This is a genomic window from Pseudomonas sp. Root401 (genome assembly GCF_001425105.1).
Lineage (GTDB): Bacteria > Pseudomonadota > Gammaproteobacteria > Pseudomonadales > Pseudomonadaceae > Aquipseudomonas > Aquipseudomonas brassicacearum.
On the sequence record NZ_LMDO01000003.1, the window covers coordinates 75,836 to 101,038 of the forward strand.

22 protein-coding genes are annotated in these 25,203 nt (G+C 61.3%); 9 read left to right on the plus strand and 13 right to left on the minus strand.

What is annotated here, in order from left to right:
• Positions 1–165 precede the first annotated feature (165 nt).
• Positions 166–1,875, minus strand: a complete 1,710-nt coding sequence (gene recJ, locus ASC85_RS04230) for a single-stranded-DNA-specific exonuclease RecJ (RefSeq protein ID WP_057448393.1) — start codon at positions 1,873–1,875, stop codon at positions 166–168.
• A gap of 199 nt (positions 1,876–2,074) precedes the next feature.
• Positions 2,075–2,617 (minus strand): YaeQ family protein, encoded by a 543-nt coding sequence (locus tag ASC85_RS04235; RefSeq protein WP_003198109.1) that lies wholly within the window; start codon positions 2,615–2,617, stop codon positions 2,075–2,077.
• 147 nt (positions 2,618–2,764) lie between these two features.
• On the opposite strand from ASC85_RS04235, the gene ASC85_RS04240 reads away from it, so the two are divergent.
• Positions 2,765–3,964, plus strand: a complete 1,200-nt coding sequence (locus ASC85_RS04240) for a CaiB/BaiF CoA transferase family protein (RefSeq protein WP_003198107.1) — start codon at positions 2,765–2,767, stop codon at positions 3,962–3,964.
• Positions 3,965–4,782: 818 nt separating this feature from the next.
• On the opposite strand, the gene ASC85_RS04245 is transcribed toward ASC85_RS04240, so the two are convergent.
• The 11 genes from ASC85_RS04245 to ffh all read right to left on the minus strand — a co-directional run bounded on the left by ASC85_RS04245 (position 4,783) and on the right by ffh (position 15,315).
• The gene (locus tag ASC85_RS04245) at positions 4,783–5,070 is read right to left on the minus strand and encodes a DUF3509 domain-containing protein (RefSeq protein ID WP_057448394.1); all 288 of its coding nucleotides are present in this window, start codon (positions 5,068–5,070) and stop codon (positions 4,783–4,785) included.
• Positions 5,071–5,254: 184 nt separating this feature from the next.
• Positions 5,255–6,625, minus strand: coding sequence for a transporter substrate-binding domain-containing protein (locus ASC85_RS04250; RefSeq protein WP_057448395.1), 1,371 nt, complete (start codon positions 6,623–6,625; stop codon positions 5,255–5,257).
• A 120-nt stretch (positions 6,626–6,745) separates the two neighbouring features.
• Positions 6,746–8,155: a threonine synthase gene (thrC, locus tag ASC85_RS04255; RefSeq protein WP_057448396.1), complete on the minus strand. Its 1,410-nt coding sequence runs from the start codon at positions 8,153–8,155 to the stop codon at positions 6,746–6,748.
• Between the two features lie 104 nt (positions 8,156–8,259).
• A complete protein-coding gene (locus ASC85_RS04260) occupies positions 8,260–9,564 on the minus strand; it encodes a homoserine dehydrogenase (RefSeq protein ID WP_046063932.1) in 1,305 nt (434 codons plus the stop codon).
• Between the two features lie 132 nt (positions 9,565–9,696).
• Entirely contained in the window at positions 9,697–10,428 is a 732-nt protein-coding gene (locus ASC85_RS04265) for a DsbC family protein (RefSeq protein WP_057448397.1), read from the minus strand.
• 286 nt (positions 10,429–10,714) lie between these two features.
• Positions 10,715–11,611, minus strand: coding sequence for a site-specific tyrosine recombinase XerD (gene xerD / locus ASC85_RS04270; protein ID WP_003198093.1), 897 nt, complete (start codon positions 11,609–11,611; stop codon positions 10,715–10,717).
• Positions 11,612–11,742: 131 nt separating this feature from the next.
• On the minus strand, positions 11,743–12,093 hold the full coding sequence (rplS, locus tag ASC85_RS04275; protein WP_003175895.1) for a 50S ribosomal protein L19: 351 nt from the start codon (positions 12,091–12,093) through the stop codon (positions 11,743–11,745).
• Positions 12,094–12,138: 45 nt separating this feature from the next.
• On the minus strand, positions 12,139–12,912 hold the full coding sequence (gene trmD, locus ASC85_RS04280) for a tRNA (guanosine(37)-N1)-methyltransferase TrmD (protein WP_170845966.1): 774 nt from the start codon (positions 12,910–12,912) through the stop codon (positions 12,139–12,141).
• Positions 12,894–13,430: a ribosome maturation factor RimM gene (gene rimM / locus ASC85_RS04285; protein WP_003198090.1), complete on the minus strand. Its 537-nt coding sequence runs from the start codon at positions 13,428–13,430 to the stop codon at positions 12,894–12,896. Before rimM ends, trmD begins: the two co-directional genes overlap by 19 nt.
• Before the next feature lie 5 nt (positions 13,431–13,435).
• Positions 13,436–13,687, minus strand: a complete 252-nt coding sequence (gene rpsP, locus ASC85_RS04290) for a 30S ribosomal protein S16 (protein ID WP_003198088.1) — start codon at positions 13,685–13,687, stop codon at positions 13,436–13,438.
• 251 nt (positions 13,688–13,938) lie between these two features.
• A complete protein-coding gene (gene ffh, locus ASC85_RS04295) occupies positions 13,939–15,315 on the minus strand; it encodes a signal recognition particle protein (protein WP_003198085.1) in 1,377 nt (458 codons plus the stop codon).
• Positions 15,316–15,521: 206 nt separating this feature from the next.
• Here ffh and ASC85_RS04300 point away from each other — a divergent pair, with 206 nt between their 5' ends.
• The 8 genes from ASC85_RS04300 (at position 15,522) to cmoB (ending at position 25,093) form a co-directional block, all read left to right on the plus strand.
• The gene (locus tag ASC85_RS04300; RefSeq protein WP_057448398.1) at positions 15,522–16,334 is read left to right on the plus strand and encodes a cytochrome C assembly family protein; all 813 of its coding nucleotides are present in this window, start codon (positions 15,522–15,524) and stop codon (positions 16,332–16,334) included.
• 12 nt (positions 16,335–16,346) lie between these two features.
• Complete coding sequence (locus ASC85_RS04305) at positions 16,347–17,588, plus strand: HlyC/CorC family transporter (protein ID WP_057448399.1); 1,242 nt, start codon at positions 16,347–16,349, stop codon at positions 17,586–17,588.
• A gap of 422 nt (positions 17,589–18,010) precedes the next feature.
• Positions 18,011–19,324 carry an MFS transporter gene (locus tag ASC85_RS04315; protein ID WP_057448401.1) on the plus strand — a complete coding sequence of 438 codons (1,314 nt, stop codon included), beginning with the start codon at positions 18,011–18,013 and terminating at the stop codon, positions 19,322–19,324.
• Positions 19,325–19,518: 194 nt separating this feature from the next.
• Positions 19,519–21,933: an endopeptidase La gene (gene lon / locus ASC85_RS04320; protein ID WP_057448402.1), complete on the plus strand. Its 2,415-nt coding sequence runs from the start codon at positions 19,519–19,521 to the stop codon at positions 21,931–21,933.
• A 216-nt stretch (positions 21,934–22,149) separates the two neighbouring features.
• Positions 22,150–22,542, plus strand: coding sequence for a protease inhibitor I42 family protein (locus ASC85_RS04325; protein ID WP_057448403.1), 393 nt, complete (start codon positions 22,150–22,152; stop codon positions 22,540–22,542).
• A 2-nt stretch (positions 22,543–22,544) separates the two neighbouring features.
• Positions 22,545–23,180 (plus strand): lysoplasmalogenase, encoded by a 636-nt coding sequence (locus ASC85_RS04330; RefSeq protein WP_057448441.1) that lies wholly within the window; start codon positions 22,545–22,547, stop codon positions 23,178–23,180.
• Positions 23,181–23,396: 216 nt separating this feature from the next.
• Positions 23,397–24,140, plus strand: a complete 744-nt coding sequence (gene cmoA / locus ASC85_RS04335; RefSeq protein WP_003198073.1) for a carboxy-S-adenosyl-L-methionine synthase CmoA — start codon at positions 23,397–23,399, stop codon at positions 24,138–24,140.
• Entirely contained in the window at positions 24,137–25,093 is a 957-nt protein-coding gene (cmoB, locus tag ASC85_RS04340; protein WP_043042530.1) for a tRNA 5-methoxyuridine(34)/uridine 5-oxyacetic acid(34) synthase CmoB, read from the plus strand. The genes cmoA and cmoB overlap by 4 nt, the downstream gene beginning before the upstream one ends.
• Positions 25,094–25,203 lie beyond the last annotated feature (110 nt).

Genomic DNA, 25,203 nt, shown 5'->3' on the forward strand with positions numbered 1-25,203 from the left:
CCGCTGGACGCTGTAGGAGCTGTCGAGTGCAACGAGGCTGCGATCTTTCCCCAAACACTTGAGGCCCAAGCGAAAGATCAAGATCAAAAGATCGCAGGCTTCGCCAGCTCCTACAGGCCCAGCGGGAGCAAGCTCCCTCGCCACAAAGGCCGATCGGCGTATCGGCTACCGCGGCTCGATATGGGCAATCATCAATTGCACCGTTTCCTGGCCGCGGAACTCGTTGAGGTCGAGCTTGTAGGCCAGTTCCACCCAGCGCACCGTAGGGTTGGGCCAGATCTCGCGGTCGACGCCAAAGGCGATGCCATCGAGCTTCACCGAGCCGCATTCGCTCTTGAGTACCACCTTCAGGTGCCGTTCGCCCACCACGCGCTGTTCGACCAACTGGAACACGCCGTGGAATATCGGTTCTGGAAAATGCTGGCCCCAGGGGCCGGCGTGGCGCAGTGCCCGGGCCAGTTCCAGATGGAACTCCTCCACCGCCAGGGTGCCATCCGACAACAGCCGGCCGGTCAGGTCTTCTTCGCGCAACTGCCGACGCACTTCCGCATCGAACGCCTCGGCGAACAACGGAAAATTCGCCTCCGGCAGCGTCAGCCCCGCCGCCATGGCGTGACCGCCGTACTTGCTGATCAGGGTGGGATGCTGCGCCGCCACCACGCTCAGCGCATCGCGAATGTGAAAGCCCGGCACCGAGCGACCCGAGCCCTTGAGCAAGCCGTCCCCGGCATCGGCAAAGGCGATGGTCGGACGGAAATAGCGCTCTTTCATCCGCGAGGCGAGGATGCCGATGACCCCTTGGTGCCACTGCGGATCGAACAGGCACAAACCGAACGGCATCGACTCCACCGGCAGGTCCTTGAGCTGGGCCAGGGCTTCGCGCTGCATGCCCTGCTCGATGGACTTGCGATCCTGGTTCATGCCGTCCAGTTGCGCCGCCATCTCCCGCGCCAGGGCCGGGTCATCGGTGAGCAGGCATTCGATGCCCAGGCTCATGTCGTCCAGGCGCCCCGCCGCATTCAGACGCGGCCCGAGGATAAATCCGAGGTCGGTGGAGGTGATCCGTGAAGCATCGCGCTTGGCCACTTCCAGGATTGCCTTGATGCCGGGCCGGGCACGCCCGGCGCGAATCCGTTCCAGGCCCTGGTGCACCAGGATGCGGTTATTCGCGTCCAGGGGCACCACGTCGGCCACGCTGCCCAGGGCCACCAGGTCGAGCAATTCGCCGATGTTCGGCTGGGGTGTGCTGGCATACCAGCCCAGGCTGCGCAGACGCGCCCGCAGGGCCATCAGCACATAAAAAATCACCCCGACACCGGCCAAGGCCTTGCTCGGGAACTCGCAACCCGGCTGGTTCGGATTGACGATGGCATCGGCTGCCGGCAGTTCGAGGCCGGGCAAGTGGTGGTCGGTGACCAGCACCTGGAGCCCCGCCGCTTTTGCCGCCGCCACGCCTTCCACGCTGGAAATACCGTTATCCACAGTGATCAGCAACTGCGGTTCGCGAGCCAGGGCGACTTCGACGATTTCCGGGGTCAGCCCGTAGCCATATTCGAAGCGATTGGGCACCAGGTAATCGACATGGGCCGCACCGAGCAGGCGCAACCCGAGCATGCCCACGGTGCTGGCAGTCGCGCCATCGGCATCGAAATCGCCCACGATCAGGATGCGCTGGCGTTGCTCCAGCGCCGTCACCAACAGATCCACCGCGGCGTCGATCCCCTTGAGCTGCTGGAAGGGAATCAAGCGCGCCAGGCTCTTGTCCAGTTCAGCCTCGGACTGCACACCACGCGCTGCGTACAGGCGGGTCAACAGGGGCGGCAGGTCACCGAGGAATGGCAGGGTGTCGGGCAGTTGGCGGGGTTCTATGCGCATGGGGTGACAAAAACTTCTCTTTTAATGGTGAAAATCCTGGTGGCGAGGGAGCTTGGCACTGTAGGAGCTGCCGAAGGCTGCGATCTTTTGATCTTTTGATCTTTCGCTTGAGATTCAAGCGTCAGGGGAAAGATCGCAGCCTCGTTGCACTCGACAGCTCCTACACAGCTCCTACACAGCTCCTACAGTCCCGGTGGGCTCAACCACGCTCGCCCAACAACCATTGCAGCTGGACTTCATGCTGGCCACGGTCGTCGGTCACGAAAATCGTGCCCTCGCTGATCATCACATCCCACTTGATCACCCGGGGCATGTCCTGGGCCAGGGTTTCGAGCACTTCCTGGGGCACCGCGGCGATGTTGACGTTTTTCAGGTTCTTGACCGCCGGGATCACCTTGCCTTCCCAGACCCGCAGGCTGCCGTAGGCCAGCAGGCTGGTGCGCTCGGTCCGGCGCGAGCACCAGGTCAGGCGATCAGCATCCGGCTGGCCGACTTCGATCCAGTGCAGCACACGGTCATCCAGGCTTTTTTCCCACAGCGCAGGTTCATCGACGTCTGACAGACCACGACCAAACGCCAGCAGCTCGTTGTACCAGAACGCGTAGGCCAGCAGGCGCACGGTCATGCGCTCTTCGGTTTCCGAAGGGTGACGGGCGATGGTCTGCTTCACATTCTCATACACATTGCGGTCGAGATCGGTGAGGTTCAGTTCAAACTTGTAAGTCGTGGACGGCTGGGCCATGAACGGGCTTCTTGATACGAGGAAAGGCGGCAAGTCTAACCGATGACGCGGGCAATCCACGAATTGCCGACCATCAACCTGCGGCGACCGACCTTGGCCTATGATAAAACGCTCTATTCGTTCTGCCTTTGTCCTACAGGATCTGTCATGTCGCTTACTGCCAAACCCCTTGCCGGCGTCAAAGTCATCGAACTCGGCACCTTGATCGCCGGGCCCTTCGCCTCGCGCATCTGCGGTGAATTCGGTGCCGAAGTCATCAAGGTCGAATCGCCCGACGGCGGTGACCCCCTGCGCAAGTGGCGCAAGCTGTACGAAGGCACCTCGCTGTGGTGGTTCGTCCAGGCGCGCAACAAGAAATCCCTGACCTTGAACCTCAAGCACCCCGAAGGCCTGGCGATCCTGAAAAAACTGATCGGCGAAGCCGATATCCTGATCGAGAATTTCCGCCCCGGCGTACTGGAAAAGCTCGGCCTGGGCTGGGATGTGCTGCATGCACTGAACCCAAAACTGGTGATGGTGCGGCTTTCGGGCTTCGGCCAGACCGGGCCGATGAAAGATCAGCCGGGGTTTGGCGCGGTGGGTGAGTCCATGGGCGGCCTGCGCTACATCACCGGGTTCGAGGACCGTCCGCCGGTGCGCACCGGGATTTCCATCGGCGACTCCATCGCCGCCCTCTGGGGCGTGATCGGCGCATTGATGGCCCTGCGTCACCGCGAGATCAACGGCGGAACCGGGCAAGTGGTGGACGTGGCCTTGTACGAGGCGATTTTCGCCATGATGGAAAGCATGGTGCCGGAGTTCGACGTGTTCGGCTTCATCCGTGAGCGCACCGGCAACATCATGCCCGGCATCACCCCCTCGTCCATCCACACCAGCGCTGACGGCAAGCACGTACAGATTGGTGCCAACGGCGACGCGATCTTCAAGCGCTTCATGCAGATCATCGGCCGTGACGACCTGGCCAATGACCCGCAACTGGCCAGCAACGATGGTCGTGACAGCCGCCGCGACGAGCTGTACGGCGTCATCGATCGCTGGGTCAACTCGCTGCCGCTCGATAGCGTTATCGACCAACTGAACCAGGCCGGAGTGCCGGCCAGCCGGATCTTCAGCGCCGAGGATATGTTCAGCGACCCGCAGTTTCTGGCCCGTGAAATGTTCCTGCAGGCCAAGTTGCCCGACGGCAAGGCATTCAAGATGCCGGGCATCGTACCGAAACTCTCCGACACCCCGGGCACCTCCGAATGGGTCGGGCCGGCGCTGGGCGAACACAACGCACAAGTGCTCGGCGAGCTTGGCTACGATGCACAGCAGATCGCCAAACTGCGCAGCGACGGGGCCATTTGACACACCGCAGCGGGCCGTCACTGAAGATCAAACTGTGAGCGAGCTTGCTCGCGATAGCGTCCGTTCAATCGACTTGATGTTGACTGACACACTGCAATCGCGAGCAAGCTCGCTCCCACATTAGGATTGGTTTCACCCGGGAGAATCAGGTCAGCTGTAAGGCCGCCTTCGCGAGCAAGCCCGCTCCCACAATAGGATCGGAGTATGAACGGGAGAACCAGGTCGGCTGTAAGGCCGCCTCGCGAGCAAGCTTTGCTCCCACAGGTCCTGCTCAAACATATCTGATGGGTGTACGACCGGGAGAGCCAGGTCGGCTGTCAGGCCGCCTCGCGAGCAAGCTTTGCTCCCACAGGTCCTGCTCAAACAGATCTGATGGGTGTACGACCGGGCGAGCCAGACCGGCTGTCAGGCCGCCTCGCGAGCAAGCTTTGCTCCCACAGGTCCTGCTCAAACAGATCTGATGGGTGTGCGACCGGGCGAGCCAGGCCGGCTGTCAGGCCGCCTCGCGAGCAAGCTTTGCTCCCACAGGCCCTGCTCAAACAGATCTGATGGGTGTACGACCGGGAGAGCCAGGCCGGCTGTAAGGCCGCCTCGCGAGCAAGCTTTGCTTCCACAAAAGGCTCCAGCGCCTGACAGAACGCGCTAAAAACGTAAAAGCCGGGCAAAAAGAAACCCCGAGAAGTGGGGAGACGACTCGGGGTTAAACGTGACCACTCATGGTCCGTACAACAAGCGACAAGCACCGGAGCACAATGCTCGCTCTTGTTGGTAAAGAGTCTGACTCATTGGGATGTAGGAAGGTTCCCACAAACCCCCAGTCAATTCGCCCCGACCATGACCTTGTCGCGTGCCAGATTACGCAGCGCCGCAATCACGCAGGGCTCCAGGCGACCCTCGGCAATCAGCACATCGCGATGCAGGCCATCGACCACATCCGTCAACTGACGCTTGTCGGTCAATTGGGCCTGATTGAACACTCGCTCGACCATGATGGCCCCGGAGGTATTCTTCAGCGTCACCAGGCATTCGCCCTTGGCGCCGGAGGGAGTCAGCGTGACTTGATACGGGCTCAAAGCCTCACCCAGCAATAGGCTGATACTTTCCATTCGCTCACCCTTCAATAGTCCGAAAACAACTGCATGTTCACAGTAAGTGACCGTGAGCCGCAGCAGAAAGTTCGTCAGCGCACCGAACCGGCATGCCTTCAACCTGTTCAACCGAGCATGCGCGCCCAATATGACAGGCAAACAACAGCCTTCTCGTGAAGCCTTGGCGTGGTGACGGTCGGCGTCAGGCCATCAACTTGTCGCAACGGCGCCACCGACGCCCGGCATCGGTCCAGCCCCCCAGAATGCCGCGCAACTGCCCGTCGGCCCCATAGAAGGGCACAGACCAATGATAGATTTCCCGCAAACCGCTGCTGAACATCAATTGCCGGTCGACGAACCGAGACTGGCCGGTGCGCAATTGCTCCATCACCTCCCCATGGAGCAACTCGGCGGTGGCCGGTGGGAATGCCGCCGAATCGGTCAGCCGCGTGCCCCGCAGCTTTTCGAAGCGGGTCGCAAACTGATCCTCGTAGCTTTTGTTGCACATGATCAGGCGCCCTTCCAGATCCCGGATGAAAATCGGGTCGGGAATGGCATCCATCAAGGCCCGCTGGAGCATCAACTGGTCCTTGAGGATCGCCTCGGCCTTGAGGCGCTGGTCGATCTGTATCTGCAGGCGGCGGTTCCATAGCAGGGACAGAAAGCCGAACACCACGACCACGACCACGCACCAGTAACCCCATCGGGACACCCGCTCCCAGATCGATGGCGCCTGGACGGGTGTGATGCCGGCCACCCATTTGGAACGCAGCGCGCGCATGTCCTTGGCCGGGAAAGCTTCCAGCGCTTTATTCAAGATACCCAGCAGCATGGTCAGGTCTTGGCGTACCGCGAGGTAATCGGGTTCCCATTTGCCCTCAAGGCCCCTGCCTACTTGCAATTGACCCGCCGGATAGAGATGCACCCCGGTTTCATTTTCGATGGTGGCATAGGCTTCCCTGCTCTCCACCAATGCCCGCGCTTCGCCATAGGTCTTGGTCGTGCGCAATTTGATGGCCGGGTAGTCGCGCCTGATCTCCGCTTCCAAGGCATGCCGCGCCGGCAACGCCAGGACCTTCCCTTCCAGCTGTTCCAGCGAATGGAGGATCGACTCTCCGTCACGGCCAACAAATACCCAGCCCGAGCCACCAAATGCATGGCTGAAACTCAGGAAATCCCTGCGTTCGTCATTCATCGCCAGGAGGGTTGTCATGTCGGCTTCGCTGTTTTCCAGCAGCGTCAGCAACTCGCCGGGGGAGAACGACTCCCGATGCACGAACTCAAGGCCAGTCATTTGCGTAATGCGTTGGAGGATGTCGTGGTTCAGGCCGCTCCACTGCCCCAGTTCATCCTTGAACAGGTACAACGGAAACTGCATCGTGGCCACGATGACGCGGGGGTTATCCTTGATCCACTTCAATTCCTGCGCATCCAATACCAGCCGCTCGCCAGGATTGAACGGCGGCGTTTCGAAAGCCGCCAACTGCGCCGCATTGCCCCCTTGCGCCCAGTACATCAGGGCCAGGCCCATTATCCAGCCCAGGGCTGGCTTGCCTTTGCTAAAAAACGACATCTGCATTTCCTTCGAGATGACTCGCCCGTTCCTCCAAGGGCGAAAACCCGACCAGTTTGGCATGCAGAAACAAGAAAGCCCGTCAGGAGACGGGCTTCAAAATGTGACAGGTTTACGCGCTCAGAGCGGCTTGCCGCGGTTGCCATGCTGGCTGACAAAGGCCTGCACAGCCTTCAAGTCGTTGGGCAACACGGTGCAACGCTCATCTCGCTCAAACAAATCAGAAAGATGTGCAGGTAGTTCAAGCGCTTTTCCTACACCGGCTTTCTCCACGGCTTCCGGGAACTTGACCGGGTGAGCCGTGCCCAGGATCACCATCGGGGTGTCCAGGCTACGACGGCACTCACGAGCGGCCCTGACACCGATGGCCGTGTGCGGATCGAGCAACTCACCGCTCTGCTCGAACACCTCGGCGATGGTTTCGCAAGTCTGCTCGTCGTCCACGGCCAGGGAGTCGAACAACTTGCGGGCTTCGGTCCAGCGCTCAGGCTCGACGCTGAAACCGCCGCCCTGGCGGAAGCTGTCCATCAGGCCGGCAATCGCCGCACCATTGCGACCGTGCAGGTCGAACAGCAGGCGCTCGAAGTTCGACGACACCATGATGTCCATCGAAGGCGACAGCGTGGCGTGCAGGGTTTCCTTGACGTACTGGTTACCGCTCATGAAGCGGTGCAGGATGTCGTTGCGGTTGGTGGCGACGATCAATTGATTGATCGGCAGGCCCATGTTGCGCGCCAGGTAGCCGGCGAAGATATCGCCGAAGTTGCCGGTCGGCACCGAGAACGACACGGAGCGGGCCGGACCGCCCAATTGCAGGGCCGCGTGGAAGTAATAAACGATCTGGGCCATGATCCGCGCCCAGTTGATCGAGTTCACCGCCACCAGCCGCGTGCCCTTGAGGAAGCTCTGGTCGGCGAAACTGGCCTTGACCATTTCCTGGCAGTCATCGAAGTTGCCTTCGATGGCGATGTTGTGGATGTTATCGCCGAAAATCGTCGTCATCTGCCGACGTTGTACTTCCGAGACCCGGTTGTGCGGGTGCAGGATGAAAATATCGACGTTCTCGCAATGCTTGCAGCCTTCGATGGCCGCCGAACCGGTGTCGCCAGAAGTCGCACCGACGATCACCACACGCTCACCACGCTTTTGCAGCACGTAGTCGAGCAGGCGACCGAGCAATTGCAGGGCGAAGTCCTTGAACGCCAGGGTGGGGCCGTGGAACAGCTCCATGACCCATTCGTTACCGTTGAGCTGACGCAGCGGTGCGATGGCGTTGTGGGAAAAGACGCCATAGGTCTCTTCCAGGATTTTCTTGAAATCGGCGTCCGGGATGCTGCCGGTGACGAACGGGCGCATGACCCGGAACGCCAGCTCGTGATACGGCAGGCCGGCCCAGGAAGCGATTTCTTCCTGGGTGAAGCGCGGCAGGTTTTCCGGCACATAGAGACCGCCGTCCGTGGCCAGGCCGGCCAGGAGGACATCTTCGAAATTCAGGGCCGGTGCCTGGCCGCGGGTGCTGATATAGCGCATAGGGGCAAACCTTCGGTTTGAGCTTCAAGCTGTAAGCCACAAGCTGCAAGTAAAAGCGGGGCTGCTTTTAACTTGTAGCTCGCAGCTTGTAGCTTGTAGCTGCTTTAGTTCAAATGTTCAACGCGGATACGGACCACCGGCCCAACGACACCTTGCAACGCTTCCAGCGCCGCAATCGCGTCGTTGATGCGCTGCTCGACCACACGGTGGGTCAGCAGGATCATCGGCACCAGGCCGTCGTGTTCCTCGACTTCCTTCTGCATGATCGACTCGATGTTGATGCCGCGTTCCGAAAGGATGCTTGCCACTTGGGCCAGCACACCCGGATGGTCCTTGGCCTGGATGCGCAGGTAGTAGGAGCTTTCGCATGCCTCGATCGGAAGAATCGGGTGAGCCGACAGCGAGTCTGGCTGGAAGGCCAGGTGCGGCACACGGTTTTCCGGGTCCGAGGTCATGGCGCGAACCACGTCCACCAGGTCGGCGATCACCGAGGAGGCCGTCGGCTCCATGCCCGCACCGGCGCCGTAGAACAGCGTCGAGCCGGAGGCATCGCCGTTGACCATCACCGCGTTCATCACGCCGTTGACGTTGGCGATCAGGCGATCGGCCGGGATCAAGGTCGGGTGCACGCGCAGCTCGATGCCGTTGGCGGTGCTGCGCGCCACGCCCAGGTGCTTGATGCGATAGCCCAAGGCTTCGGCGTAATTCACGTCAGCGGTGGTCAGCTTGGTGATGCCTTCGGTGTAGGCCTTGTCGAACTGCAACGGAATGCCGAATGCAATGGAGGCCAGGATCGTCAGCTTGTGCGCCGCGTCGATGCCTTCCACGTCGAACGTCGGATCAGCCTCTGCGTAGCCCAGGGCCTGGGCTTCGGCGAGCACGTCTTCGAAGGTGCGACCCTTCTCGCGCATCTCGGTGAGGATGAAGTTACCGGTGCCGTTGATGATTCCCGCGACCCAGTTGATGCGGTTGGCCGAGAGGCCTTCGCGGATCGCCTTGATCACCGGGATACCACCGGCCACGGCGGCTTCGAAAGCCACGATCACGCCCTTCTCGCGGGCCTTGGCGAAAATCTCATTACCGTGAACAGCGATAAGCGCCTTGTTCGCGGTGACCACATGCTTGCCATTCTCGATGGCCTTGAGTACCAGATCGCGGGCAACGGTGTAGCCGCCGACCAGCTCTATGACGATGTCGATCTCAGGGTTCGTGGCCACTTCGAAGACATCGTTGGTAATCGCAATACCGGTCGTCTGGAACTGAGGCTTTGGCGTGCGCATGGCAATTTGTGCCACTTCGATCCCACGCCCGGCACGACGAGCAATTTCCTCGGCGTTGCGCTGAAGTACGTTGAAGGTGCCGCCACCGACGGTACCTAACCCACAGATGCCTACTTTGACCGGATTCACTCTTGACTCCCCATGAAACGGCCGACGCAAGGTCGGCCGTGAAATACAGCCGCGCAGCAACGCGACTTTGTGTTTAACGGCCCGACGAAGGTTTTCGCCGAGCCGTGATCTTCAGAAGCGGATCGCCCATGATCATTTCGCGCTCAAGGCCAGTTTGGCGACTTGTGGCGCCGGCTGGTAGCCCGGAATCACCTGGCCGTCGGCCAAAACGATGGCCGGCGTGCCATTCACACCAATGGACTGGCCAAGGGCGAACTGCTTGGAAACCGGGTTCTCGCACTTGGCGGCCTTGATTTCCTTGCCATCGACCATCTTGTCCATGGCCGCTTTCTTGTCCTTGGAGCACCAGACCGCCTGCAACTGCTCATCGCCCGGCGAGCCCAGGCCCTGGCGCGGGAACGCAACATAGCGCACTTCGATGCCGCGCTTGTTCAGCTCCGGCACTTCGGCGTGCAGCTTGTGGCAATACGGGCAGGTGGTGTCGGTGAACACGGTGATGTGGGACTTGGTTTCGCCAATCGCAGGATAGACCACGGTTTCAGCGACTGGAATGCCGTTGATCAACTTGGAAATGCCCTGGCGCTCGGTCATCTCGGTGAGATTGACCGGCTTGCCGTCCTTGAGCTCGAACAGGTTGCCCTGGACGATGTACTGACCGTCGGCGCTGGCGTAAAGCACGCGGCTGCCCTTGAGCTTGATCTCATACAGGCCGGCCATGGGACTGGCCGAGATGGTTTCGATCGGCACTTCGAGCTGAAGGTTTTCCAGGCTCTTGCGGATAGCCTTGTCAGCCGCATCGTCGGCGATGGCAAAGGTACTGGCCAGCGCAATGGCGGCGGCGGTGAACATCTGGATCAAACGCATGGGGACTCCTGAGGCGAACAAATGAGACGGGAAACACCGACCCGCAGATTCGGGTTCCAACCGCCCACTGTGCAAACCGGGAAAGCCTACCACATAAGGCCCGCGTGACCGAATGCCGCTGACGCAAGACATTGGTGGAGGTTTTTCTGTGGAAGCTGTCCTGTGGGAGCTGTCCTGTGGGAGCAAGGCTTGCCCGCGATGGCCGCGCCGCGGTGTAACAACTACACCGCGCTATCGTTCATCGCGGGCAAGCCTTGCTCCCACAAGCTCGCACAAGGGGCCTCATTCAGCCGCGTGGATGGTGTTTGGCATGCAGGTCCTGCAGCCGCGCCCGGGCGACGTGGGTGTAGATCTGGGTGGTGGACAGGTCGCTGTGGCCGAGCAGCATCTGCACCACCCGCAGGTCGGCGCCGTGGTTGAGCAGGTGCGTGGCAAAGGCATGGCGCAAGGTGTGGGGCGAGAGGGATTTGTTGATCCCGGCCACCTTGGCCTGGTGCTTGATGCGGTGCCAGAAGGTCTGGCGGGTCATCTGTTCGCCGCGCAGGCTGGGGAACAGCACGTCGCTGGGGCGCCCGCCCAGCAGTTCGTGGCGGGCATCGCGCATGTAGCGCTCGACCCAGACGATCGCTTCCTCACCCATCGGCACCAGGCGCTCCTTGCTGCCTTTGCCCATCACCCGCAGCACGCCCTGGCGCAGGTTGACCTGCTCCAGGGTCAAGCTGATCAACTCGGTGACCCGCAGGCCGCAGGCGTACAAGACTTCCAGCATGGCCCGGTCGCGCTGACCGATGGCTTCGCTGAGGTCGGGCGCCGCCAGCAGCGCTTCCACATCGGCTTCCGACAGGGATTTGGGCAATGGACGCCCCAATTGCGGCATTTCCACGCGCAAGGTCGGGTCCACCGCGATCAGCTTTTCCCGCAGCAAATAGCGATAGAACCCACGCAGGCCAGAGAGAAACCGCGCGGTCGAGCGCGGTTTGTAGTTCTGCTCCAGACGCCACGCCAAGTGATCGAGGATCAGCTCCCGACCGGCATTGATCAGCTCCAGGTGGTTTTCCTGCAACCACCCGTTGAACAGCGCCAGGTCACTGCGATAGGCATCGCGGGTGTTATCGGACAGGCCCTTCTCCAGCCACAGGGCGTCGAGAAACTGGTCTATCAGCGGATGATCGATGGCGGGCATAAGAACTCTTGAAGGATGCGGCACACACAGCATCAAAATGGCAAATGAAGCTATGCAGGGTGCTCAAAGAGCAAATCGCAGGCAACAAAAAAGCAGCCCGCAGGCTGCTTTTTTTGCATCGGAAGCTGGACTTAAGCCAGTTTTTCCTTGATGCGAGCTGCTTTACCCGACAGGTCACGCAGGTAGTACAGCTTGGCTTTACGTACGTCACCGCGACGCTTGACAGCCATGCTGTCGATTTGCGGGCTGTAGGTCTGGAAAGTACGCTCTACGCCAACACCGTTGGAGATTTTACGAACGGTGAATGCACTGTTCACGCCACGGTTACGCTTGGCGATAACGACGCCTTCGAACGCTTGCAGACGGGAACGGTCGCCTTCCTTCACTTTCACCTGAACGACAATGGTGTCGCCTGGGGCAAAGGTAGGGATTTCTTTGGTCATCTGCTCTGCTTCGAGTGCAAGGATGATTTTGTTAGTCATGCTGTGCTCCTAAGGCAAGTCGTCGGACTCACCATCGATACGTTGTTAACTATCGTCCCGCTCGCGGATGTATTCCTCGAGCAGCTTCTTCTCTTCTCCAGAAAGCGAGCGGCTTTCCAGAAGATCGGCGCGTCGTTCATAGGTCCGACCAAGGGACTGCTGTAAACGCCAACGCCGGATGTGCGCGTGGTTGCCACTTAGCAACACGTCGGGAACACGCTGATCCGCATACACCTCCGGTCGGGTGTAGTGCGGGCAATCCAGCAGACCATCCGTAAAGGAATCTTCCTCAGCGGAATCTGCATGCCCTAAAGCTCCAGGCAGCAGTCGTGTAACCGCATCGATCAGGACCATCGCCGGCAGCTCGCCGCCAGACAGTACATAGTCGCCAATCGACCACTCTTCATCGACATGAGCTTCAATGAAACGCTCGTCAATGCCTTCATAACGGCCGGCAATCAGGATCAATGCATCCGAATTCGCCAGCTCGCGTACCGCCGACTGAGTCAGTTGGCGGCCTTGGGGCGACAGGTAGATCACCTTCGCACCCTCCCCGGCTGCCGTCCTGGCCTGAACCAGCGCATCTTCCAGGGGCTTGATCTTCATCACCATGCCCGGACCACCGCCAAACGGGCGATCGTCCACAGTGTGATGTCGATCCGTGGTGTAGTCCCGCGGATTCCAACAGGTAAGCTGCAACAGCTCCTGTTTCACCGCGCGGCTGGTTATGCCGTACTCGCTGATGGCGGAAAACATCTCGGGAAACAATGTGATGACTTCAACGCGCAAGTTAGCCACGTTTAGAAATCCGCATCCCATTCCACCTTCATCTCGCCTGCGGCAAGGTCGACGGCCAACACGCATTGCTCGGTATAGGGCAACAGGCGTTCGCGATCATCCAGGCTGCCGACGCAAGGCTTGACCACCATGACATCGTTCGAACCGGTCTCGAGCAGGTGATCGATTTTCCCGAGCAATTGCCCGAGGTGGTCGATGACCTTCAGACCCACCAGCTGGTACCAGTAGTACTCGCCGTCGGTCAGTTCAGGGAACAGGTTGCGCGGCACGCAGATCTCATAACCGGCCAGAAGACGCGCTTCTTCACGATCATCGAGATCCTTGAGCTTTGCGACCAGGAACTTGTCGTTCCCGCGTCCGCTGACCAGCTCCACCTGTTTCACGCTACCTTCGCGCTTGAGCGTCCAGGTTTTGTAGTCCAACAGGTTCTTGATCGGATCAGTAAAGGAATACACCTTCACTTCGCCGCGAACGCCATGTACAGAGTAGATCTTGCCGACAACGATCAAATCATCAGCATCTTTTGGCGTCGCGTTCATATTGCTCAGGCCGCAGCCTTAGCCGATTCCTTCAACAACTGAGCAACGCGCTCAGAAGGTTGTGCACCAACGCTCAGCCAGTAGGCTACGCGCTCTTGGTTCACGGACAGACGTACTTCCTGACCACGGGCAACAGGGTTGAAGAAACCAACCTGTTCCTTGTGGGAACCGTCACGCGGGTTGCGGCTGTCGGTTACGGTCAGGTGGTAAAACGGGCGCTTTTTGGAGCCGCCAAGGGCAAGACGGATTGTTAGCATGTGAACATCGTTCCTGTAGTCGGTGCTGCAAATCTAAATGCACAGCGGGCATAGGTGCCCGAAAGGCCGCATATTCTAAGGAATATCCGGACTTTTGCAAATGTCTTTTTCCGGCACCTGGCGCCATGCGATCAAGATTTGCCATAGAGCCGTCATGAAAAACGGCAAGTCAGCTCCCGCGTAGCGCGGGTTTGCTGGAGATCCCCGCATCCGTGCGGGGCAACGCCGACATGACAGCCGGCGCAGATTCTTTACATTTTCGGCATGCCGCCGCCGGGCAACATACCGCCCATGCCGCGCATCATCTTGGCCATTCCGCCCTTGGCGGAGAATTTCTTCATCATCTTCTGCATCTGCTTGTGCTGCTTGATCAAGCGACCGATGTCCTGCACCTGGGTGCCGGAACCCATGGCGATACGGCGCTTGCGCGAACCGCTGATCAGCTCAGGGTCGCGGCGCTCGGCCGGGGTCATGGAGTTGATGATGGCTTCCATCTGCTTGAACTGCTTTTCAGCCGCGCCCTGGGCATTGCCCATCTGCGCCAGGTTCACGCCACCGATGTTCGGCAGTTTGTCCATGAGGCCGCCAAGACCGCCCATGTTCTTCATTTGTTGCAGCTGGTCGCGGAAGTCTTCGAGGTCGAAGCCCTTGCCCTTCTTCAGCTTCTTGGCCAGTTTGTCGGCCTTGTCCTTGTCGAGGGTCTGTTCGGCCTGTTCGATCAGGCTGAGCACGTCGCCCATGCCGAGGATGCGCGAAGCGATACGCTCGGGGTGGAACGGCTCGAGAGCTTCGCTCTTCTCGCCCATACCGATGAACTTGATCGGCTTGCCGGTGATGGCCCGTACCGACAGCGCGGCGCCGCCACGGGCGTCACCGTCGACCTTGGTCAGGATCACGCCAGTCAACGGCAGCGCATCACCGAACGCCTTGGCGGTGTTGGCCGCGTCCTGGCCGGTCATGGCATCGACCACGAACAGGGTTTCCACCGGGTTGATCGCGGCATGCAGCGCCTTGATCTCGCCCATCATCTCTTCATCGATGTGCAGGCGACCGGCGGTATCGACGATGACCACGTCGATGAATTTCAGTTTTGCTTCTTTAATAGCCGCCTGGGCGATGTCCACCGGCTTCTGGCTCAGGTCGGACGGGAAGAACGTCACGCCGATGTCGTTGGCCAGGGTTTCCAGTTGCTTGATCGCCGCCGGACGGTAGATGTCCGCCGACACCACCATCACCGACTTCTTCTTGCGCTCTTTAAGGAAGCGCGCCAGTTTGCCGGCTGTCGTGGTCTTGCCCGCGCCCTGCAGACCAGCCATCAGCACCACCGCTGGCGGTACGGCGCTCAGGTTCAGGTCTTCGTTGGCGGCGCCCATCAGGCTTTCGAGTTCGGCCTGGACGATCTTCACGAACGCCTGGCCCGGTGTCAGGCTGCGCGACACTTCGGTGCCGACGGCGCGCTCCTTGACCGAATTGACGAAGTCCTTGACCACCGGCAGGGCGACGTCGGCTTCGAGCAACGCCATGCGCACTTCGCGCAGGGTGTCTTTGATGTTGTCCTCGGTCAGTTTCGCCTTGCCGGTGACATGGCGCAGCGTCTGCGAGAGACGGTCGGTTAGGTTTTCAAACATGCGCGATCCTTTCAGGCCCAGATGAGACCGGGATAATGGCGGCCCAGACCGTGAAAAATGTGCTCGGCGAGCCTGCGGCGTGGGCAGGTCGCGGATTATAGCGAAGAAGCGGGCAACGTACACCTTACTGTCAGTTGCTGTGGTCTTTCGTGCGGAGGGGGTTCTATGCCAAACTCAGCGCCTTTCGGGCTTGCCTAACAGGATTTATGCTCCCCTTGTCACCCAGCTTGCTTGCCACGCTCGCCGCCGCCTGCCTTTATGCCGCTGCGACCCTCTATCAAGGCACCCGCCTGGCCACCGGCGCCAAGGCGAACAAACGCCTGCTGGTCACGCTTGGCGTGCTGGCGGTGCTCGGTCACGCGGCCAGCCTTTATACCCACCTGATGACGCCGATTGGCCTGGGCCTGGACTTTTTCAATGCCGCCAGCCTGATCGCCGTCGCCGTGATCGGCCTGACGCTGCTGGCCTGCTCGCGCATTCCGGTGGAAAACCTGCTGGTGCTGCTGTTCCCGCTGGGGCTGGCCACGGTGCTACTGGCGCAGTTCGCGCCGTCGGGCACGGTGCAGATCATCGATGAAGAACCGGGCATCCTTGCCCACATCCTGCTGTCGATCCTCGCCTACGGCCTGTTCACCATCGCCGTGTTCCAGGCCTTGCTGCTGCTGGTGCAGGACCACCAGCTCAAGCACAAGCACCCGTCCGGACTGATCCGCAACTTCCCGCCGCTGCAAACCATGGAGAGCCTGCTGTTCGGTTTCCTCTGGGCCGGCTGGAGCCTGCTGTCGCTGTCGCTGATCTCCGGTTGGTTGTTCGTCGAGAACCTGTTTGCCCAGCACCTGGTGCACAAGACCCTGCTGGCCTGCCTGGCGTGGGTCGTGTTCAGCGTGCTGCTGTGGGGCCGCAACCGCCTCGGCTGGCGCGGCCACAAAGCGATTCGCTGGACCCTGGCCGGTTTCTGCCTGCTGATGCTCGCGTACTTCGGCAGCAAGCTGGTCCGCGAATACATCCTGCATGTGTGACGGACGGCGCTGATGGATACGTTACCCGTGGCGCCGCTGTTTGCCGTGCTGGTGGTGCTGATCCTCTGGTCGGCCCTGTTCACCGCCATCGAAGCCGCCCAGCAGCACCTGCTGGCCCAGCGCACGGCCTCACGCGCCAGTGACAAACCGCTGGCAACGCTGACATTCCCGCTGGCCAGCCTGATCCTGTGCAATACCCTCTGCCGCACCCTGGCCGTGGTCATCGGCACCTTGCTGGCGATCTTTACCTGGCTGGAAAACGGCCCTTGGGTAGCCTGGCTCGGCACCAGCGCCGCCCTGCTGGTGTTTGCCGACTACCTGCCGCGCACCTTGGCCACCCGCCAGCCCGAAGCAGTGCTGGCGCTGGGCAACGCCTTGCTGGGCATACCGTTGAAGATCCTCTATCCGTTTGCCTGGCTGTTGAACGGCACGAGCCAGTTTTTACTGCGCCCATTCGCGCGCAAAGCCAGCATGGTGCAACAGAGCGACGACGAAATGCCCGCGCCACCGCGCAGCGATCACGAACCTGAGCACAGCGGCAGCCGCCTGCACCCGATTTCCGGCATCCACGCCCTGGACAACATCACCGTCAACGATATCCTCGTGCCCCGCAGCGAGGTCGATGGGATCAACCTCGACGACCCCATCGGCGAGATCATCGAACAGTTGCGCCTGAACCGGCGTACCCGCCTGCCGATGTTCCACAGCGACATCAACCAGGTCGAAGCGGTGCTCAACACGCGCCAGATCCGTCATTTGCTGGCGGACGCGAGCCTGACCAAGGAAGCGCTGCTGACCGCCTCCCACGAGCCCTACTTCGTTCCCGAAAGCACGCCACTGCAACTGCAATTGCTGAATTTCCACAAGCAGCAGCGGCGCCTGGGCATGGTGGTGGACGAATACGGCGAGGTGCTGGGCATTGTCACCCTGGAAGACATCCTGGAAGAAATCGTCGGCGAATTCGAAAGCGAGCACAGCCTCGACAACCCCCACGTCCACCCCCAGCCCGATGGTCGCCTGATGATCGATGGCGCGGCGTCGATCCGCGAATTGAACCGGACCCTGGGCTGGCACCTGCCTTGCGACGGCCCCAAGACCCTCAACGGGCTGGTGACCGAAGCCCTCGAAACCATCCCCGAAAGCCCGGTGTGCCTGAAGATCGGCCGTTATCGACTGGAAATCATCGAGACCGTGGACAACCGTGTCAGCCAGGTACTGGCGTGGCATAACAGTTCGGTGCCCGCCGTTTCCTGACTTCCCTGTGGCAGGGAACTTGCTCCCGCTGGGGTGCGTGTAGGAGCTGCCGAAGGCTGCGATCTTTGATCTTGGTCTTTCACTTCCGACTCAATTGTCTGGGACAAGATCGCAGCCTCGTTGCACTCGACAGCTCCTACACAGCGCAACCCAGCTCCCTCGCCACAAAAGCTCATCGCCAGCGCCGTTATTGTGGGCCAGCTCACTTGTTGAATCGTTAGCCTCCTTCCTATACTCAATCCGCTTACCCAGCCCCGCCCGAACCTCGTGCTTACCCGCACCCAGCCGGTTCATCGGCAAAATCCGCATCAGTCCTGCGACTGTTCCTACCCGAAACAGCGAAAGGATACCCGCCCACATCCCTGGGTGTTCGACCATAATAATTCGCTCCAATGGAGCACATGACTGTCAGGGATAACCGCATGACGACCGCTACCTGCAACGAGGCTGTGTCTGCCCAGCCGACAAACTCGACCACCCGCGTGGCCACCGCGAGTTTCATCGGCACCGCCATCGAGTTCTACGATTTCTACGTCTACGCCACGGCTGCGGCCCTGGTGATCGGGCCGGTGTTCTTCCCGCAAACCTCAGGCACGGCACAGATGCTGTCGTCCTTCCTGACGTTCGGCATCGCCTTCCTTGCCCGCCCGCTGGGTTCTGCGCTGTTCGGCCATTTCGGCGACCGGATCGGGCGCAAGTCGACGCTGGTGGCATCCCTGCTGCTGATGGGCGTGTGCACCACGCTCATCGGCGTGTTGCCCGGCTACGCCAGCATTGGCGCCTGGGCGCCGATCCTGCTGTGCGTGCTGCGTTTCGGCCAGGGCCTGGGGTTGGGCGGTGAATGGGGCGGGGCGGCGCTGCTCGCCACCGAGAACGCGCCCAAGGGCAAGCGGGCCTGGTTCGGCATGTTCCCCCAACTGGGGCCCTCCATCGGCTTCCTGGCGGCCAACGGGCTGTTCCTGACCCTGGCCATGAGCCTGGACGATGAGCAATTTCGCGCCTGGGGTTGGCGGATTCCGTTCCTGCTCAGCGCCGTGCTGGTGATCGTCGGCCTCTATGTTCGGCTCAAGCTCCACGAAACCCCGGTGTTCGCCAATGCCATGGCCCGCCAGGAGCGCGTGAAGGTGCCGTTGGTCGAGCTGTTCAGCCAGTACTGGGCGCCAACCTTGCTGGGCGCGGCAGCGATGGTGGTGTGTTATGCGCTGTTCTATATCTCGACGGTGTTTTCCCTGAGCTACGGCGTGTCCACCCTCGGCTACAGCCGCGAGACCTTCCTGGGCCTGCTGTGCTTTGCCGTGCTGTTCATGGCCGCCGCTACGCCCCTATCGGCCTGGGCCAGCGACCGCTACGGGCGCAAGCCGGTGCTGATCGTCGGCGGCGTATTGGCGATTGCCTCGGGTTTCCTCATGGAGCCCTTGCTGACCCACGGCTCGACCGGCGGTGTGGCGCTGTTCCTGTGCATCGAGCTGTTCCTGATGGGCGTGACCTTCGCCCCCATGGGCGCCTTGCTGCCGGAACTGTTTCCGACCCACGTGCGCTACACCGGCGCCTCGGCGGCCTATAACCTGGGCGGCATCGTCGGCGCCTCGGCCGCGCCGTTCTTCGCCCAGAAACTGGTGGCGATGGGTGGCTTGGGTTATGTCGGGGGCTATGTTTCAGCGGCCGCACTGCTCAGTGTGATCGCCGTGCTGTGCCTGAAGGAGACGCGTCATAACGACTTGAACCGGGTCGCCTGACGCGCCTCCCGCAGGCTGCGATCTTCCCCTGACGCTTGAGATTCAAGCGTCAGGGGAAGATCGCAGCCTCGCTTCGCTCGGCAGCTCCTACGGGGCAAAACCGGCCAATGAAATAACCGCTAACAATCACCCGCCATTGAACCCCCCCCCCACCTGCCCCATCTAAGACCCATACCCCATTGCGCAGGTGCCCCATGAGCGACCAGCACTCTACAGAAGCCACTCACGATTACGCTGACTCCGAACACATCGAACACACCTCCTCCGGCACCGGCCTGGCGCTGCCTGGCCAGAATTTGCCGGACAAGGTCTACATCATCCCGATCCACAATCGTCCGTTCTTCCCGGCCCAGGTGTTGCCGGTCATCGTCAACGAAGAACCGTGGGCCGAGACCCTGGAGCTGGTGGCCAAGTCCGACCATCACTCCCTGGCGCTGTTCTTCATGGACTCGCCCCAGGAAGACCCGCGTCATTTCGACACCTCGAAACTGCCGCTGTACGGCACGCTGGTGAAGGTGCACCACGCCAGCCGGGAAGGCGGCAAACTGCAATTCGTCGCCCAGGGCCTGACTCGCGTGCGTATCCGCACCTGGCTCAAGCACCATCGCCCACCGTACCTGGTGGAAGTCGAATACCCGCACCAGCCGAGCGAGCCGACCGACGAGGTCAAGGCCTACGGCATGGCGCTGATCAACGCGATCAAGGAACTGCTGCCGCTCAACCCGCTGTACAGCGAAGAGTTGAAGAACTACCTCAACCGCTTCAGCCCCAACGACCCTTCGCCGCTGACCGACTTTGCCGCCGCGCTCACCTCCGCCACCGGCAACGAACTGCAGGAAGTGCTCGACTGCGTGCCCATGCTCAAGCGCATGGAAAAAGTCCTGCCGATGCTGCGCAAGGAAGTCGAAGTGGCGCGGTTGCAGAAAGAGATTTCCGCCGAGGTCAACAACAAGATCGGCGAACATCAGCGCCAGTTCTTCCTCAAGGAGCAGCTCAAGGTCATCCAGCAGGAACTGGGGCTGACCAAGGACGACCGCAGCGCCGATATCGAACAGTTCGAGCAGCGGCTCGAAGGCAAGGTGCTGCCGGCCCAGGCGCAGAAACGCATCGAAGAGGAAATGAACAAGCTCTCGATCCTGGAAACCGGCTCGCCGGAATACGCCGTCACCCGCAACTACCTGGATTGGGCGACCTCGGTGCCGTGGGGCGTGTATGGCCAGGACAAGCTTGACCTCAAGCACGCGCGCAAGGTGCTCGACCAGCACCACGCCGGCCTGGACGACATCAAGGACCGCATCCTGGAGTTCCTCGCCGTCGGTGCCTATAAAGGCGAGATCAGCGGTTCCATCGTGCTGCTGGTCGGCCCGCCGGGCGTGGGCAAGACCAGCGTCGGCAAATCCATCGCCGAATCCCTGGGGCGACCGTTCTACCGCTTCAGCCTCGGCGGCATGCGCGACGAAGCCGAGATCAAGGGGCATCGGCGCACCTATATCGGCGCCCAGCCGGGCAAGCTGGTGCAGGCGCTTAAAGATGTCGAAGTGATGAACCCGGTGATCATGCTCGATGAAATCGACAAGATGGGCCAGAGCTACCAGGGCGACCCGGCCTCGGCCTTGCTGGAGACCCTCGATCCGGAGCAGAACGTCGAATTCCTCGACCACTACCTGGATCTGCGCCTGGACCTGTCGAAAGTGCTCTTCGTCTGCACCGCCAACACTTTGGACTCGATCCCCGGCCCGCTGCTGGACCGGATGGAAGTGATCCGCCTGTCGGGCTACATCACCGAAGAAAAAGTCGCCATCGCCAAGCGTCACTTGTGGCCCAAGCAACTGGCCAAGGCTGGCGTGTCCAAGGGCAGCCTGAGCATCAACAACAGCGCCCTCAAGGCCCTGATCGACGGCTATGCCCGTGAAGCCGGGGTGCGACAGCTGGAAAAACAGCTGGGCAAACTGGTGCGCAAGGCGGTGATGAAGCTGATCGACGACCCCAAGGCCGTGATCAAGCTCGGGCCGAAGGACCTCGAGGCCTCCCTGGGCAAACCGGTATTCCGCAACGAGCAGGTGTTGTCCGGCGTCGGCGTGATCACTGGCCTGGCCTGGACCAGCATGGGCGGCGCGACCTTGCCGATCGAAGCGACGCGCATCCATACCCTCAATCGCGGCTTCAAGCTGACCGGGCAACTGGGGGACGTGATGAAGGAATCGGCGGAAATCGCCCACAGCTACGTCAGTTCGCACCTGAAGCAATTTGGCGGCGATCCGAAGTTCTTTGACGAGGCCTTCGTTCACCTGCACGTACCGGAAGGTGCCACGCCCAAGGACGGCCCGAGCGCCGGCGTGACCATGGCCAGCGCCTTGCTGTCCCTGGCCCGCAACCAGCCGCCGAAAAAAGGCGTAGCCATGACCGGCGAACTGACCCTCACCGGGCACGTCCTGCCGATTGGCGGGGTGCGCGAGAAGGTCATCGCGGCGCGGCGGCAGAAAATCAACGAACTGATCCTGCCGGAAGCCAACCGGGGCAACTTCGAAGAACTGCCGGACTACCTCAAGGAAGGTGTCACGGTGCACTTTGCCAAGCGGTTTGCGGATGTGGCCAAGGTGTTGTTCTGATGTTCCTCTAGCGCTTGTGCGGGCGCCATCGCGGGCAAGCCTTGCTCCCACAGGGTTAAATGTCGCTCACAGATTTTGTCTGCAACAAAGATCCACAGTGGGAGCAAGGCTTGCCCGCGAAGGCGTTATCAGCAACAACATATGCCCAGCTGACACACCCAGTAGCATCTTCGGTTATGCTCGCCGTTCGTCGTAAATGCCGGAGCCGTTGCCCTTATGTCCCTCACTCGCCTGCTCGTCCCTCTCAGCCTCGCCCTGCTGAGCGCCTGCGCCACGCAAACCAGCAACAACGTGACCGTGGAAAAACTGAGCCAGTGCCCGGTAAGGCTCAATAACGGGCAGAACCTGATCCTGAGCTTGCCCAGCAACCCCACTACCGGTTATCGCTGGGCGATCCAGGATTCGGCCGGTGGCGTGCTCAAAGGCTTGGGCCCGGAGGTTTATCGCAATCCGGAAGACGCCGGCATCGTTGGCGCCGCGGGTGTCTCGACCTGGCGCTTCCAGGCGTTCAGCGCCGGCACCGGGCGTTTGCGCCTGACTTATCAACAGCCCTGGGCCCCGGAAGTGCCGCCCGTGGAAACCTTTGACTGCGCCATTGCGGTGAATTGATCGTGGGCTGGCTGATCCTTGCACTGATGGGCGCAGCCACCTACCTGTACGGCCTGAGCGTGCACGCCACACTCCTGTGCCTGCTGGTCAAGCCCATGCCGGTCCTGGCCCTGCTCGGCTGGCTGCACGATGCGCCGCCCAGTGACTATCGGCGCTGGATCAGCCTCGGGCTGATTTTTTCACTGGTGGGCGACGTGTTGCTGGCCTGGCCGGGGGATCTGTTCGTGTTCGGCCTCGGCGCGTTTCTGCTGGCGCACCTGGCCTACCTGAAAGGCTACCTCAGCGACTGCCGCCGTCCGGCACTGCTGCCATTGACCCTGGCCTTGGGCATCGGCGCGGTGCTGTTGGGGATCCTGGTGTCGAACGGTCTCGGGCCGTTGCTGGTGCCGGTGATTGTCTACGGCCTGGCCATCAGCGCCATGCTTTGGCGAGCGTTGGCGCGGCTGGGCAGCGGCGTGCCGAAACGCTCGGCCTGGCTGGCCGCCGCCGGGGCGCTGGCGTTTGTGTTCTCCGACAGCCTGATCGGCATCAACCGGTTCGTGCAGCCCTTCCATGCCGCGCCTTACCTGATCATCGTCAGTTATTGGCTGGGCCAGTGGGGGATTACGGCATCGGCGTTTAGCCAAAAGCCACACTGAACAAAGATTAATGTGGGAGCAAGGCTTGCCCGCGATGAAGGCACCGCGGTCTATAGCAAGACCGCATTATCGTTCATCGCGGGCAAGCCTTGCTCCCACAGAGCCCTACTCCCACAAAACCTTACTCCTACAAAGCCTTGCTCCCACAAAGCTCGCTCCCACAGTTTTTTTGGTTAAAATGCCGGCCTTTTCACCACCCATGCCGCTGGAACCGCCGTGAGCAAAGACCCCGATCGCCTATTCGCCCAACCCCTGGCCCAAGTGCCGGACTTCGCCTTCAACGAGGACGTGGTGCGGGTGTTTCCGGACATGATCAAGCGTTCAGTGCCGGGCTACCCGACCATCGTCGAAAACCTCGGCGTGCTCGCCGCGCAATTCGCCCAGCCCAATAGTGTGCTCTACGACCTGGGCTCGTCCCTGGGCGCCGTGACCCAGGCCCTGCGCCGCCACGTGCGCACCGACGGTTGCCGGGTAATCGCTGTGGATAACTCGGCGGCCATGGTCGAGCGCTGCCGCGAATACCTCAACGGCCAGGACTCGATGTTCCAGGAGCTGCTGCCGGTGGAAGTGATCGAAGGCGACATCCTCGCCCTGACGTTCCAGCCAGCTTCGGTGGTGGCACTGAACTTCACCCTGCAATTCATCGCGCCGGACCAGCGCACCGCACTGTTGAGCCGCATTCGCCAGTCCTTGCTGCCCGGTGGCGCCCTGATCCTGTCGGAAAAATTGCGGTTCAACGATGCCGAGGAACACGCCCTGCTCACCGACCTGCACGTGGCGTTCAAGCGCGCCAACGGCTACAGCGAGCTGGAAATTGCCCAGAAGCGCAGCGCCATCGAAAACGTCATGAAGCCCGACAGCCTCGAAGAACACCGCGAGCGTCTGCTGGCGGCCGGTTTCTCGAAAGTCGTGCCGTGGTTCCAGTGTCTTAACTTCGCCTCGTTGATTGCCCTGCCATGATTGATCTGTCCCCCCTCGCCCGCCATCTGGCCGGCACGCCCCTGGCCGATTGGGCCGCGACACTGCAGACGCAACTCGACAGCAAGATGGAAAAGGGCCATGGCGATCTGGAGCGTTGGCAAAGCGCGCTCGATGCGCTGCCGGCCTTGCAACCTACCACGGTCGACCTGCTGAACGGCCTGACGCTCGACACCGATTGTTCCGACGAAACCCGTGCGCAAATGCGTACCGCGTTGATGGGTCTGTCGCCATGGCGCAAAGGACCTTTCGACCTGTTTGGCGTGCACGTGGACACCGAATGGCGCTCGGACTGGAAGTGGTCCCGGGTGGCCCCGCACCTGGACCTGAAAGGCAAGCGCATCCTCGATGTGGGCTGCGGCAACGGCTACTACATGTGGCGGATGCTAGGCGCCGGGGCAGACACGGTGATCGGAGTCGACCCCAACTGGCTGTTCTTCTGCCAGTTCCAGGCGGTGCAGCGCTACCTGTCGCAGCCCAACGCCTGGCACCTGCCGTTCCCGTTCGAGGCCCTGCCAGCGGAGCTGGAAGGTTTCGACACGGTGTTCTCCATGGGCGTGTTCTACCACCGACGCTCGCCGATCGAGCATCTGCTGGCCTTGAAGGACTGCCTGGTCAAGGGCGGCGAACTGGTGCTGGAAACCCTGGTGATCGAGGGCGACGAACACCAGGTGCTGGTGCCCGAGGACCGCTACGCGCAGATGCGTAACGTGTGGTTCCTGCCGTCGGTCCCGGCCCTGGAACGCTGGCTGCGCCGCGCCGGGTTCAGCGATGTGCGTTGCGTGGACGTGAGCCTGACCACCGTAGAGGAACAGCGCAGCACCGAGTGGATGAAGTATCAGTCGCTGAGCGACTTCCTCGACCCCGCCGACCACAGCAAGACCATCGAAGGGCTGCCGGCGCCGATGCGGGCGGTGATTGTGGCGCGTAAGTAAATCGCCCAAGCACCACAAAAACCCTGTGGGAGCGAGCCCTTGTGGGAGCAAGGCTTGCCCGCGATGGAGGCACCGCGGTCTATAGCAAGGCCGCGTTATCGTTCATCGCG

What these genes read in the sequence shown, in the direction of transcription:
- ASC85_RS04265 (WP_057448397.1), bottom strand. Translation starts at nt 10,428, where the DNA reads ATGCGTTTGATCCAGATGTTCACCGCCGCCGCCATTGCGCTGGCCAGT.
- ASC85_RS04250 (WP_057448395.1), bottom strand. Translation starts at nt 6,625, where the DNA reads ATGTCGTTTTTTAGCAAAGGCAAGCCAGCCCTGGGCTGGATAATGGGC.
- ASC85_RS04300 (WP_057448398.1), top strand. Translation starts at nt 15,522, where the DNA reads ATGCTCCCCTTGTCACCCAGCTTGCTTGCCACGCTCGCCGCCGCCTGC.
- trmD (WP_170845966.1), bottom strand. Translation starts at nt 12,912, where the DNA reads ATGGGATGCGGATTTCTAAACGTGGCTAACTTGCGCGTTGAAGTCATC.
- rpsP (WP_003198088.1), bottom strand. Translation starts at nt 13,687, where the DNA reads ATGCTAACAATCCGTCTTGCCCTTGGCGGCTCCAAAAAGCGCCCGTTT.
- lon (WP_057448402.1), top strand. Translation starts at nt 19,519, where the DNA reads ATGAGCGACCAGCACTCTACAGAAGCCACTCACGATTACGCTGACTCC.
- ASC85_RS04235 (WP_003198109.1), bottom strand. Translation starts at nt 2,617, where the DNA reads ATGGCCCAGCCGTCCACGACTTACAAGTTTGAACTGAACCTCACCGAT.
- ASC85_RS04325 (WP_057448403.1), top strand. Translation starts at nt 22,150, where the DNA reads ATGTCCCTCACTCGCCTGCTCGTCCCTCTCAGCCTCGCCCTGCTGAGC.
- rplS (WP_003175895.1), bottom strand. Translation starts at nt 12,093, where the DNA reads ATGACTAACAAAATCATCCTTGCACTCGAAGCAGAGCAGATGACCAAA.
- rimM (WP_003198090.1), bottom strand. Translation starts at nt 13,430, where the DNA reads ATGAACGCGACGCCAAAAGATGCTGATGATTTGATCGTTGTCGGCAAG.
- ffh (WP_003198085.1), bottom strand. Translation starts at nt 15,315, where the DNA reads ATGTTTGAAAACCTAACCGACCGTCTCTCGCAGACGCTGCGCCATGTC.
- recJ (WP_057448393.1), bottom strand. Translation starts at nt 1,875, where the DNA reads ATGCGCATAGAACCCCGCCAACTGCCCGACACCCTGCCATTCCTCGGT.
- ASC85_RS04305 (WP_057448399.1), top strand. Translation starts at nt 16,347, where the DNA reads ATGGATACGTTACCCGTGGCGCCGCTGTTTGCCGTGCTGGTGGTGCTG.
- cmoB (WP_043042530.1), top strand. Translation starts at nt 24,137, where the DNA reads ATGATTGATCTGTCCCCCCTCGCCCGCCATCTGGCCGGCACGCCCCTG.
- xerD (WP_003198093.1), bottom strand. Translation starts at nt 11,611, where the DNA reads ATGCCCGCCATCGATCATCCGCTGATAGACCAGTTTCTCGACGCCCTG.
- ASC85_RS04240 (WP_003198107.1), top strand. Translation starts at nt 2,765, where the DNA reads ATGTCGCTTACTGCCAAACCCCTTGCCGGCGTCAAAGTCATCGAACTC.
- thrC (WP_057448396.1), bottom strand. Translation starts at nt 8,155, where the DNA reads ATGCGCTATATCAGCACCCGCGGCCAGGCACCGGCCCTGAATTTCGAA.
- ASC85_RS04245 (WP_057448394.1), bottom strand. Translation starts at nt 5,070, where the DNA reads ATGGAAAGTATCAGCCTATTGCTGGGTGAGGCTTTGAGCCCGTATCAA.
- ASC85_RS04315 (WP_057448401.1), top strand. Translation starts at nt 18,011, where the DNA reads ATGACGACCGCTACCTGCAACGAGGCTGTGTCTGCCCAGCCGACAAAC.